11 protein-coding genes are annotated in these 12,660 nt (G+C 49.7%); 3 read left to right on the plus strand and 8 right to left on the minus strand.

Annotated elements, in window-relative coordinates:
• The first annotated feature begins 3 nt into the window (after positions 1-3).
• From IV45_RS05455 to IV45_RS05465, 3 genes are read left to right on the plus strand one after another with little or no spacing between them, the layout of a single operon-like run.
• Complete coding sequence (locus tag IV45_RS05455; RefSeq protein WP_057741401.1) at positions 4-648, plus strand: ABC transporter permease; 645 nt, start codon at positions 4-6, stop codon at positions 646-648.
• Positions 648-1,568, plus strand: coding sequence for an osmoprotectant ABC transporter substrate-binding protein (locus IV45_RS05460; protein ID WP_057742388.1), 921 nt, complete (start codon positions 648-650; stop codon positions 1,566-1,568). Before IV45_RS05455 ends, IV45_RS05460 begins: the two co-directional genes overlap by 1 nt.
• A gap of 5 nt (positions 1,569-1,573) precedes the next feature.
• Positions 1,574-2,236 (plus strand): ABC transporter permease, encoded by a 663-nt coding sequence (locus IV45_RS05465; protein ID WP_057741403.1) that lies wholly within the window; start codon positions 1,574-1,576, stop codon positions 2,234-2,236.
• Between the two features lie 74 nt (positions 2,237-2,310).
• Here the strand turns inward: IV45_RS05465 and IV45_RS05470 are convergent, their stop codons facing one another.
• From IV45_RS05470 to IV45_RS05505, 8 genes are all read right to left on the minus strand, one after another.
• Positions 2,311-3,378 (minus strand): CamS family sex pheromone protein, encoded by a 1,068-nt coding sequence (locus tag IV45_RS05470; protein ID WP_057742391.1) that lies wholly within the window; start codon positions 3,376-3,378, stop codon positions 2,311-2,313.
• Between the two features lie 40 nt (positions 3,379-3,418).
• Positions 3,419-5,461, minus strand: a complete 2,043-nt coding sequence (gene ligA, locus IV45_RS05475; RefSeq protein WP_057741404.1) for an NAD-dependent DNA ligase LigA — start codon at positions 5,459-5,461, stop codon at positions 3,419-3,421.
• Positions 5,462-5,463: 2 nt separating this feature from the next.
• The gene (gene pcrA, locus IV45_RS05480; RefSeq protein ID WP_057741406.1) at positions 5,464-7,716 is read right to left on the minus strand and encodes a DNA helicase PcrA; all 2,253 of its coding nucleotides are present in this window, start codon (positions 7,714-7,716) and stop codon (positions 5,464-5,466) included.
• 172 nt (positions 7,717-7,888) lie between these two features.
• Positions 7,889-9,196: an ATP-grasp domain-containing protein gene (locus IV45_RS05485; RefSeq protein ID WP_083487279.1), complete on the minus strand. Its 1,308-nt coding sequence runs from the start codon at positions 9,194-9,196 to the stop codon at positions 7,889-7,891.
• An 18-nt stretch (positions 9,197-9,214) separates the two neighbouring features.
• Positions 9,215-9,793: a xanthine phosphoribosyltransferase gene (locus IV45_RS05490; RefSeq protein ID WP_057741407.1), complete on the minus strand. Its 579-nt coding sequence runs from the start codon at positions 9,791-9,793 to the stop codon at positions 9,215-9,217.
• Between the two features lie 14 nt (positions 9,794-9,807).
• Positions 9,808-10,440 (minus strand): glycoside hydrolase family 73 protein, encoded by a 633-nt coding sequence (locus IV45_RS05495; RefSeq protein ID WP_057741409.1) that lies wholly within the window; start codon positions 10,438-10,440, stop codon positions 9,808-9,810.
• Between the two features lie 123 nt (positions 10,441-10,563).
• The gene (locus tag IV45_RS05500) at positions 10,564-11,886 is read right to left on the minus strand and encodes an APC family permease (RefSeq protein ID WP_057741410.1); all 1,323 of its coding nucleotides are present in this window, start codon (positions 11,884-11,886) and stop codon (positions 10,564-10,566) included.
• 3 nt (positions 11,887-11,889) lie between these two features.
• Entirely contained in the window at positions 11,890-12,615 is a 726-nt protein-coding gene (locus IV45_RS05505; protein ID WP_057741412.1) for a gamma-glutamyl-gamma-aminobutyrate hydrolase family protein, read from the minus strand.
• Between the last annotated feature and the right edge of the window lie 45 nt (positions 12,616-12,660).

Consider the following 12,660-nt stretch of genomic DNA (forward strand, 5'->3'; position numbering starts at 1 on the left):
CTCATGATGAGTTTTTTGAATGAATATGGCTCTGACCTGTTGTTGAAAACCTGGGAACAGCTGTATATCTCACTGATCGCCTTGAGTCTCGGCATCATCGTCGCCGTTCCTTTAGGCATCACCCTGAACCGTTTTCCACGGACGGCAAAAGTGATGATCAGTATCAGCAGCATGCTGCAAACGGTCCCTTCACTGGCCTTGTTGGCCCTGATGATTCCCATCTTCGGGATCGGCAAGTTTCCAGCGATCGTCGCCCTTTTCATCTACTCCCTCCTGCCGATCCTGCGTAACACCTGTATCGGCATGGAAGGTGTTGACCCCAGCTTGATTGACAGTGCCAAAGGAATGGGCATGACCCGCTGGCAGGTAATGCTGCAAGTTTCCCTGCCCCAGGCGCTTCCCGTGATCATGGCCGGCATCCGCTTGTCCGCCGTTTACCTGATTGCCTGGGCAACGCTGGCTTCCTACATTGGTGCCGGCGGTTTGGGTGACTTCATCTTCAACGGGCTCAACCTCTACCAGCCAGAATTAATCATCGGCGGTACCATTCCAGTCAGCTTACTCGCCCTGTTAACCGACTTTTTACTCGGCCGGCTGGAACAAAAATTAACCCCCGTAAACTTAAGAGACGGAGGTGAAGACGAATGATAAAGAAACATCGCTTTTTGACGATCTTAATGACCTTACTAGCCGTTTGTTCCTTGAGTGCCTGTGGCAAAAGAAGCAGTCATGGCAAGGAAACGGGCACGGTCCGGATCGCCAGCGTGAGTTCAACCGAATCACAGATCATGGCCAACATCCTCGCCCAGTTAATCGAACACGATACCGGCTTAAAGACGAAGATCATCGGCAACCTGGGTTCTTCCACCGTTTGTCACAAAGCCCTGCAACGCAACAACGCGGACATCATGGCAACCAGTTACACGGGTACCGATTTGACCGGGACACTGGGTGAGAAACCAGAAAAGGACCCGAAGAAGGCCACCAAGAAAGTTGATCGGCTCTTGTTGAAACGTTACAACGAGGTCCGCTTCCCGACTTATGGTTTTGCTGACACCTATGCCTTCCTGGTGACCCAAGAACAGGCCAAGAAATACAATCTGAACACCGTCAGCGACCTGGCACCATACGCGAAGAATTGGAACGCCGGTGTCGACAGTTCCTGGATGAACCGTAAAGGCGACGGCTACAAGAACTTCAAAGAGGCATATGGCTTCGACTTTAAGCGGGTCTACCCGATGCAGATTGGTTTGGTTTATGACGCCGCTCAGCAAGGTAAAATGCAGGCCATTCTGGGTTACTCAACAGACGGCCGGATCAAGAGTTACCACTTGAAGGTCCTGCAGGATAACCGCCACTTCTTCCCGCCATATGAAGCAGCGGCAGTGGCCAACCAATCGATTCTGAAGAAGTACCCGAAATTGGCCCCAACGATCCACAAGCTTGACGGCCAGATTGACTTGAAGACCATGCAGACTTTGAACTACGAAGTTGACGACCAGCTGCTTGAGCCAGCAACGGTTGCCCACAACTTCTTGAAAGCACACCACTACTTCGATCGGAGGTGACAGATATGAAAGATCTCGGCCTTTGGCAACAATTCTTCTACTACTTCCAGCACAATGGCATGTACATTCTGGGCAAGTTCAATCAACACTTTCTGATTTCGATTGAAGGAGTCCTGTTAGCCGCTTTGGTTGGTATCCCTATTGGGGCGCTGATTGCCCACTATCGCCGTCTTAGCAACCCCGTCATTCAACTGGCCAACTTGATTCAAACCATCCCCTCACTGGCCATGTTATCCATCCTGATGTTGGGTCTGGGGCTTGGTGACCAAACCGTTATCACCACCATTTTCCTTTATTCCCTTCTGCCGATCATCCAAAACACCTACACGGGCCTACGCAACACTAGTCCTGCTGTTTTAGACGCCAGTAAGGGTATGGGGATGACTAAGTGGCAGCAGTTATGGATGGTGGAAATTCCCCTCTCCGTATCTGTCATCATGGCTGGTATCCGTAATGCCCTCGTGGTAGCAATCGGGGTCACCGCCATCGGAGCCTTCATTGGTGCTGGTGGCCTGGGTGATATCATCATCCGCGGTACCAACGCCACAAATGGTGGTGCCATCATCTTGGCTGGTGCATTGCCAACTGCCTTGATGGCAATCGTTTCCGACCTGGTCCTTGAAGGCGTACAAAAACTCGTTTCACCAAAAGGCTTAAGCGAGTCCTAAAAATAACACAGAAATAACACGTACGAAAAAAGCATCGCTAGGAATTACTCCTTAGCGATGCTTTTTATTCAATTTTAGTACGAATCAAAGACGTGCGACTGGAACTTGTCCGAGCCAGAGTTCCGGAAGACGACCGCCTGCACATTGGAATCGGATTGAATCTTGATATCAATCGGGATACCACTAGGCAGGTAACGGCGTGCAGCACGAGTAATGTACTGCGTGAAGCTCGTGATTTCGCTCTGACTGTAGAACTGCGTCGTGATGGTGATGTGCATCCCCGTCATGGATGAGCCGTTGTACTGAGCCTGTGCCGTGACCCCAGACAGGTTCGGGAAGAAGCTCTGAACTTGACTCTTGAAGTTGGAGAAGCTGGATGAGTTCGAGGAGTCATCTTGGTTTTCACTCGTCGTTCCACCGGCCTTTGGCAAGACCTCATTCCGGTAGTGCAGCGTGTGCCAGCTGGAAATGGAATCACCCTTGTTGTTACTGTAAGCAAAGAAGGTGCCACCAACCAGGCTGTCATCGGGTGCCTGCTTGTACAAAGCAATCACAATCGGAATGTTCTGCAGGTCCTTCCGAGCACGCAGCCGTTTCAAGACCTTCTCAGCCGCAATCTTACCTTGCCGTTCAACTTCAGCATTGGAGATCTTCTTGGTGTAACTCGGACCGTCATCCTTCTTCTTGTAGTTGTATTCGGAATTGATCCCGATCCCAATCGTCATCCCTTTGAGCTTCAGCTTGCTGCCGCTCTCGGTCATGTAGTCCTGTTCTTCCAGTTGCTGGATGTATTCCGGATTAGGGTTGGACTTCTTACCCTGTGCTGGGTTCAAGCCTTCTGGATTTTTCTTCGTCTTTCTGCCAAGCCAGTTAGTGACGGTATCCGTATCCAGGTATTGACCTTCCTGGAAGATGTAATTTTTGGTGGAGAACACCCGCTTAGAAACGGTCGTCAAGCCGCTTTCAAAGCTCTTCAAATTATATTGATTGTTGTTCTGGCTAACGTTGACACCCCGCGCTTTACTAGTCCGGTAATGTCCTTTTTTGATTACCCCTTGATAGTTTCCTGCAGAGGTCCCCGTGGTGGAATAATTGCTCTTTGAGTTCCGACCACAAGCCGAAAGAGCCATTACCGCCATCATCAAAGCTGCCAGCGTGGTCACTTTTTTCAGTTTCACGACTTTATTGTTCCTCCTTCATTGCACGGCTAAAACGCTCTTCGTCCCAGACAGGGATCCCCAGCGTTTGTGCCTTTTGCAATTTACTTCCGGCTTTTTCTCCGGCAATCAACAGGTTCGTCCGTTTCGAAACACTGCCTGTCACTGTAGCACCATGATCTTCCAGCCATTCTTGGGCTTGACCCCGAGTCATGGATGATAACTTACCGGTTAGAACAACCCGGCGACCGGCCCATTCACTGTTTTCGTTGGCCGTGTTATTAGTCGCACCCAGGTAGTCCATGTTGACGCCGACCGCTTTCAGTTCATCGATCAGGCGTTGAACTTGGGTGTTGGCAAAGTAGGTGGCAACTGATTGACCAATCGTTGGGCCAACTGTGTCAACTGCCGCCACCTCATCTTCATCAGCCGCCATAATTGCATCTAGGCTGCCAAAGTGCTCTGCAATCAATCGAGCAACTTTGGCTCCGACGTGACGAATGCCTAAGCCGAAAAGTAAACGTTCGACTGAATTATGACGACTATTGTCGATGGCTGTCAATAGGTTAGCCGCCGATTTGGGGCCAAATTTATCTAATGTTAATAATTGGTCTTCATTCAGACGGTATAGATCGGCAAAATCGTGAACAAACTTCTTGTTCCAGAGTTGCTGGATAATCTTAGGCCCCAAGCCGCCAATGTCCATTGCATTCCGAGAGGCAAAGTGAGCCAGTCCTTCCTTAATCTGAGCCGGGCACATTGGGTTGACGCAGCGCAAGGCTACCTCCCCATCCAGGTGCACCAGCTTTGAACCACAGACCGGGCACCGGGTTGGAATTTCATAAGGTTGACTATCTGCAGGTCGTTTAGCAATTATTACCCGGGAAATTTCCGGAATAATGTCACCGGCTTTGTGTAAGAGCACGGTGTCGCCCAGGCGGATATCCTTATCCTGCAGGTAATCTGGGTTGTGGAGCGATGCCCGGCTAACGGTCGTCCCGGCTAATTGAACCGGATCCATCACCGCTGTTGGGGTCACATTCCCCGTCCGGCCAACTGTCCATTCAATATCATGAACCACAGTTGCCTGTTCCTCTGGTGGGAACTTATAGGCAATTTCCCAACGAGGTACTTTAACGGTATTGCCTAACTTGATCTGAGTGTCTAGGTCATTAACCTTCTCAACGATGCCATCAATGCCATAGGACAACTGATCACGCTTGGCGGTGTATTCTTCGATGTAGTCGGCCAAGCCTTCCTTGCTATCAACAACCCGGTTGGATGGGTTGACATTGAAGCCTAATTCCCGCATCTTGTCCAAAGCTTGTGCCTGCGTCTTCAGGCCCAGCTTCTGGTACTCCGGGATGTAATACATGAAGGTTGCTAATTCACGATGCTTAGTGACAGAAGGGTCAAGCTGACGCAATGATCCCGCAGCCGCATTCCGAGGGTTGGCAAATACCGGCTTACCATTTGCTTCACGTTGTTGATTCAGCTTCACAAACGCTTCTTTAGGCATGTAGCACTCGCCACGGAACTCAATTGACAACGGCTCCTTAAGCTGGTGTGGCACGTCCTTAATGGTCATGACGTTAGCCGTCACATCTTCACCGATCGTTCCGTTGCCACGCGTGGACCCTTGAACCAGCTTGCCGTTTTCATAGACCAATGACAGCGAGAGACCATCGATTTTGAGCTCCAGGTTATACTCCCACCGTTTACGGTCAGGCAACAGTGCTTGTTGGCGCTGGTTAAAGTCATGCAATTCGTCTACTGAAAAAACATCACCCATTGAGAGCATTGGGATCTCGTGACGTACCTTCTTCAACTGTGTTTCGGCTTGACCACCCACACGCTGCGTCGGTGAATCAGGCGTTACCAACTGCGGGAAGCGACTCTCGATTTCCACGAGCCGTTGGTATTGACGGTCATAAACATAGTCCTCGACAGAAGGATTGTCCTGTTCATAATACTCGCGTCCCCACTGTGTCAGGCGGTCACGCAAAGGGCCGACTTCCGCCTTGGCTTCGTCTAAAGTCAGCTGATCAACTGCTTTTTGACTATCCATCTTTAATCATCCACCTTTTCAATTGGTGCAAAGGTTGCTAACAAGCGGCGCACACCTTCGTTTGGGAAGGCAATGTCCAATTCCATATCCTTGCCAGAGCCATTGACTGAGACCACTGTACCGATCCCCCACTTCTTGTGACGAACCTTGTCACCGGCCGACCAGGCTTGCTTGTCAGCGCCCGTGCCTTCATTGGTCTTCGGCGCTATCCGTTTGCCGGCTGAGGCATAACGATGCTTAGTCGGGTGGTAAGTGGTTGCTGCTGCCGCACGTTGAGCATATCCGGCTTGGTCCTTTGCAAATGGGATCCGTTCGCTAGCCACGTTGTCGTAGTCGAGCAACTTATCGTCAATTTCGTCGATAAACTCTGATTCAGGATTACGTTGAATCCGGCCGTAAAGAACCCGGGACATCGCGTTGGTCAGGTACAACTTCTTCTTGGCACGGGTGATCCCCACGTATGCCAACCGCCGTTCCTCTTCCTCCTGGTCACTGTGCTGCAACGAACGAGCCAGTGGAAAGATGCTTTGTTCCATCCCGATCATGAAGACCACCGGGAACTCCAGGCCCTTTGCGGCGTGCAGCGTCATCAAGGTTACCGTGTTGGCCTGGTCCTCAATATCATCTTGTGGCGAGACTAAAGCCAGGTTGGTTAAGAAATTAGTCAGCTTTTCTTGTGTATTGGCAACATCACCCTCGGCAGAGTGATCGAATTCCTGGGTAACTGACTTGAATTCGTTCAAGTTGTCGATCCGGGACTGTGCCTGCAAATCACGATCAGCGACGTCCTTCAGTGCCTTCAAGTAGCCAGTCTTATCCAGAATCAGGTCGGTTAACTCCGTGACGGTTTTACCATCCGCCTGTTCTTGAATGGACTTCATCAGTTGACCGAAGCCATCCAGCTTATTCTTGACCGCACTGGAAATATCATTGGCCATCTCAATGTTTTGAGCAGCCGTCATTAACGACATGCCGTTCAAAGCCGCAAACTGGTGCAGCTTTTCCACACTCGTCGGGCCAATCCCACGCTTAGGCGTATTCACCACCCGTTCAAAACTCATTGAGTCGTCCGGGTTAGCCAGCAAGGTCAGGTAGGCCAAAATGTCACGAATTTCCTTCCGGTCGTAGAACTTGTGGCCGCCCACCATCGTGTAGGGCACTGAGCTCTTGAGGAAGGTCTCTTCGATCACCCGGGACTGTGCGTTCGTCCGGTACAAAACTGCAAAGTCGTCGTAATGGTAGCCGTGCTCTTTGCATTCTTCCTGGATCTTCTTCACCACATAGTAAGCTTCATCGTGCTCACTCTGGGCCCGGTAATAACTGATCTTGTCGCCCTTGCCGTTCTGCGTCCAGAGGTTCTTGTCTTTGCGGTTCTCGTTATTGGCAATCACTTCGTTAGCCGCATCCAGAATGGTCTGGGTCGACCGGTAGTTCTGCTCCAGCATGATGGTGTGGGCGTCAGGATAATCCTTCTCAAAGTTCAGGATGTTGTTCATGTTGGCCCCACGCCAGCCGTAAATACTTTGGTCGGCATCACCAACGACACACAGGTTATGGTACTTATCCGCAAGCAAGTGGACCAGTTCGTACTGGGCATCATTGGTATCTTGGTATTCGTCAACATGGATGTAATGAAACTTATCCTGATAGAAGGCCAAAGTATCTGGTTCCTTCTTGAAGAGCTGGATAGTCTTCATGATTAAATCATCAAAGTCCAGAGTCTGGTTTTCTTCCAGTTGCTGCTGATAAAGGCGGTAAACCTTTGCCACCATCTGCCGGTAAGGATCATGGCCGGCTTGTTCAGCATACTGATCCGGCGTCAGCATCGCATTCTTGGCGTTAGAGATGGTTGACAACAACTGACGGGGGTCAAACTTCTTAATATCAATGTTCAATTGACCGCACACTTGCTTAACCAGGGTCCGCTGCTCGCTCGGATCCGCTATCGTAAAGGCCCGGTTGAAGCCTAATTGGTCAATGTTACGCCGCAAAATACGGACACAGAGCGCATGGAAAGTCGATACCCATACGTCATCCGCGCTTTCACCCAGTAACTTGCCAATCCGCTCCTTCATTTCCCGAGCGGCCTTATTGGTGAAGGTGATGGCGAGGATGTGCCAAGGCAGGACACCCTTTTGTTCAATCAGGTAAGCCACCCGGTGCGTTAAAACCCGGGTCTTCCCGGAACCAGCCCCTGCCATTACCAGAACCGGCCCCTCGGTGGTCAAAACCGCCTTCTGCTGCTGATCATTCATTCCTACAAGTGGTGATTGTGCTGTCACGCCGTTTGCTCCTCTCTAAAATCAATCGGCTACCATTATAACAAACTTTCATTGCGACTCCGAACAGATTGAATAAGCAACAAAATGGGTTCCAACACTCAATTGCATAAGTGTTGGAACCCTTTGTATTCATTGCTTCAGCCGTTTATTTGTCAGCGTCGTCATTATCATTATCTTCGTCTTGGTCAGGATCTTTATCCGGGAAGATCTCCAGGTCTGGCTGGATTGGGGCGGCACTTGGCTGCGGTTTATCTTCAAACTGTGGTTCAGCCCCAAGCTGTTCATCATCAGCCGCAGAGTCAGTGCTTTCTTCTTCCGCGTTCATTGGTAACCAAACCTCAGTGTCATCGATCTGGTCCTGTAATTCATCCAAGTTATCATCCGGTGAACTAGCCCACACATAGGCACAGACTGCATCCGGATCGTTCTTCTGCGATTCAAAGAAGCTGATCTTCCAGTTGTTCCGAATCAACTCCTGCCGTTCCAAAGCTGCCTGCTGCTTCTGCCGGCCAATCAGGAAGATGATCGGTTGCATCGTCTTGATGAAGTGAATTGGCTGACCAGAGGCAATCCGAATTTCCTGCTCTTCTTGTGAAACATTCGTGGCCATTGCAAATACATTGCCGGCGGTCGTCAAACCAGGATGGATGTCCTTGATGTAAAGATTGTCCGTCGAAGTTACGTAGAAATCAACCGCCAAGATTCCATGGTAGCCAAGGTGCTCACCAATGGAATCCGCAATCCGCTTCATTTCTTGATACATGTCATCAGGAACCGTGGCTGGTGCTTTGGCCGCAACTAATTGACAGTTGCCATCGAATTCCTGCTCGATCAATGGGTACTGGGAAACCCCATTATTATCAACCGCGATGATAATCGAGTATTCGGCCGCGTGTTCAATCCAAGATTCCAGCAGGTAGGTGCCACCCTGGATGAAGTCGGCTGCCCGGGCGATATCCGACTGCTTCTTAATCATCAACGACTGTTCACCGAGTCCCCGTTGAATCGGCCGCAAAATGGCTGGGTAGCCGATTGAATCAATGGACTGGTAAATGTCATCCAGGCTGATCACCGTGACGTAAGGGGCCACGTTAACGTTGACCTGGTCCAGAAAGGCCCGTTCCATCAAGCGGTCTTGCATAATTTCCAGCGGATCAATTCCTTGTGAAATCGTGCAGAACTTGCTCAGATAACGCAAGACAATGGAATCAATGGCAGGTGTTTCATACAATACCACGTCACAATTCTGCCCAAATTCGGTCAGCTTATCCTTGTCCCGGTAATTACCGATAATGGTGAAGTCGGCCAACTTGGTCGTTTCAGGCTCTGGATGGTCCAAGTAGACCCCCACGTTCAAACCGGCATCCTTAGCGTTCATGATCAACCGTTGTCCATTACGGTCAATGCCCATAATGCCCAGGGTTTTGCCTAAATACAATGCATTCGTACTCATCACTTTACCCCTTTCGTTTTAATCATCCGTATCAAAAGTGACCTGGCCATTATCTAATGACTTAACCTTGGCTAATGAGTAGACCTCGACACCCTTGTCACGTAACTCATTGGCACCTGGTTGGAATGTCTTGGTGATCACAATTCCGGCACCAGCCACTTCAATTCCGGCCTGGTCAGCGATCTCCATCATGCCTTCTACCGCCTGGCCGTTCGCTAAGAAGTCATCAATCAATAAGACCTTATCGTTTTGATCCACATATTTCTTCGAGATCGAAATCCGGTTGGTCGTCTTCTTCGTGTAAGAATAAACATCCGCCGTGTACATGTCAGAATTTAAGGTCAAGCTCTTGTGCTTCCGGGCAAAAATAACCGGCAGGTGCATCGCCAAGCCGGTCATGACCGCCGGGGCGATTCCCGATGATTCCACGGTCCAGATCTTGGTGATGCCACGACCGGCAAAATGCTTGGCGAATTCTTGCCCCACATGGTACATCAGTTCCGGGTCGACCTGGTGGTTCAAAAAGGCATCCACTTTCAACACGTTGCCCGGTAGCACCGTGCCATATTGCTTAATCTTATCTTTTAATTCTTGCATCAGATTGCTCCTTCTTAGTCGTCATACTTGTCTAAGCTGTAGGTCTTGATCACGTTGATCAGTTTGTCGGCGTAGTCAGGATCAGTGGCATAATTGTCCTTTTGCAACGCCTTGGCAGCTTCCTCGTAGGTCTTTGCATTAACAACGTTTTGGTAGTTGTCTTTCTTGTACTGAGTCCCGTTCATCATCAACTGGGTGTGGTCTTTGATCGAATCGGACCAGCTGTCGTAGACCTTGAAGCGGCCACGGATTTCAACCCATTTACCATTACTGTATTCCTTCGTCGTCAACACCTTTGAATCGGGGCCATCACCCTTGATGCCGAACAAATTATGGTACTGAGTTGCGAGGCCGCTAGTGCCCCAATTGGATTCCAGGATTGCCTGTGCCATCGTAATGGAAGCCTTAACCTTATATTGACGTTGCATCGCCTGTGCTTCAGGAGCAATCGCCTTAATGAAGGCCTGCTTGGAATTGCGCTGCCTTTCCAAAATTTCCTGTTGAACATGACGCTCATAAAGATGGTGGCCAACATAGACACCCATGAAAACTACTAAGACTGCTAGTAAGGCAATTAACCATTTACTAGTAGCTGATTTTCTTTTACGTCGCGGTTTACGGGTCCGCTTGCGTTTTCTTGCTGCCAAACTCGTTCCTCCCTTGATGAACTTAACAAAATAATTCTACCGCATTTGCGCATTGAGAAAAAGAAAAAACAAGGGACTGCAGCGATGTTACTGCAATCCCTTGTTAATCATCTATAAGCTTTATTATTCACCGAAATCATTGTCCGCATGCCGGCCAGTGATGAAGTAGAACGGAATGGCAATCAGCAATGCACCGAAGCCCCACAGCAGGTTAGCGCTTGGCGTGTTAGACAAGAGCCATAAGGAAACCACAATGGCGATCACCGGAATGACTGGGCCAAATGGAACCTTGAATGTCCGTTCCTTGTCCTTCATCGTGCGACGGAATACTAAGACGGCTAAGCAAGTTGGAATGTATTGGACAAACCGTGAAATAGCGGAAATCATAGCCAGCTTAGCAAAAGTACCAGAGTAAGCGAGCAGTAAGCCAACCAGCGTTGAAATGATGATGGCAACGTATGGAGCACCAAAACGGTTCTTCTTGGCCAATACGGCTGGCATCATCTTATGTTCAGCTAAGGCTTGGCCAGAACGTGGGGTGATGAATGATGAGGAAACACAAATCCCACCGATTGAGAGCAATGTCCCAGCGGCAACCAGGGCACCACCCCAGGAGCCAACCATCTTACTCATTGCATCTTGCAACGGCACAGTGGAGTTAACTAAGCCGCTGCCCAATACCCCGATACATGCGATCATGATCAGAAGGTAGATGGTAACAACCGCACCCATGGCCATAATCAAAGCTTTTGGCAGGTTCTTCTTTGGGTTCTTCATTTCACCGGCGGCAACCACCAGACCTTCAAAACCGGTGAAGACGTAGAACAGTGTCATCGTCGTCTGACCGAAGCTGGACATCGTTGCCTTGCCGGGTACGAAGAATGGCGTGAAGTTGGCTGGGTGCAGGAAGAAGAGGCCTAACAAACCAACTAAGATCATTGGAATCAACTTACCAACGGTGACCACGTTGTTCAAGAAGGCCGTTAACCGTGCACCAGCTAAGTTCAAGGACATCAATACTAAACCCAGGATCGTAACCAAGACGTTCTTAGCCAACGGGTTGTTCAAACTCGGGAACATCCCTGCAAGTGCGGTGGCAAACCCAACGTATAACGTTGCTTCAGCGATCATCCGCACAACCCAGGTCATGAAACCAACTTCGTAACCAACAAAGTTACCAAAGGCGCTCCGAGCGTACAGGTAAGGACCACCGTTTTTCCTAAAGAGACTGGAACATTCGGCGAAGCATAAACCGATACAAAAGATCAGCGCCCCATCGAGGAGCAGTGACAGGATGCTGGCAGGACCAAACAGTTTCATCCCTGAACTAGGTAACAGAAAGATACCGGTACCGATGATCCCGTTGATTCCCATCAGCACAATGGAACCAAATCCCAGCTTTTGCTTTTGAATATCAATGGTTGAACTTGTTTTAACTTCTTGCATAAGCTATTGCCTCCTTGCCTGAACACGTTTGAAGAAATCGGTGAAGATTCGTTCTTGGCTTTCATCGTTTTGCCATAGGTTCTCCGGGTGCCATTGCACGGCCTGGATAGAAGCATCTTCATTTTCAACCGCTTCAACAACACCATCTGGAGCCTTAGCCACCACCTTTAAACTTGGTGCAACCTCGCGCACTGCCTGGTGGTGACGAGAATTGACAAAACTTTCTTTGCCTAACGTCTTGCCCAGCGCACTATTGGGATCAATTGCAACGTGGTGAGTTGGCAAGTCACCCAAGGTCTTTTGCGCATGCTGCAATAAATTCTTGCCAGGATATTGACTTGGGAGATCCTGATAGACGCTGCCACCTAAGGCAACGTTGATTACTTGAATTCCCCGGCAAACACCCAGCATCGGGATGTGCTGATCCAAAGCTGCCTTGATCAAAGCAAATTCGGATTCGTCACGTGGTCGATAGGTGCCGCCTAAGCCTGGCTGTGGTTCTTCGCCCAGATAATCGGCCGCAATGTCGTGGCCCCCTGGCATGATCAAACCATCTAAGCCGGCAACACTTTCGCTGGCCAGTTTGGCTGGCAGGATCGGAATGATCACTGGCAGCACATCATGCTTGACCATTACGTCAATGAACGGTTTTGGTGCAAAATGGGCTAGTTTTAAATTGATAATGCTAGTTGGTTCCAAATTTGCATCCGCAGCAATCCCGATTCGCATAAGCTTCAACCTCTTTCGTACTTGTCTTTCACATCAAATTTTAAT

This window comes from Limosilactobacillus secaliphilus (assembly GCF_001437055.1).
Classification (GTDB): domain Bacteria; phylum Bacillota; class Bacilli; order Lactobacillales; family Lactobacillaceae; genus Limosilactobacillus; species Limosilactobacillus secaliphilus.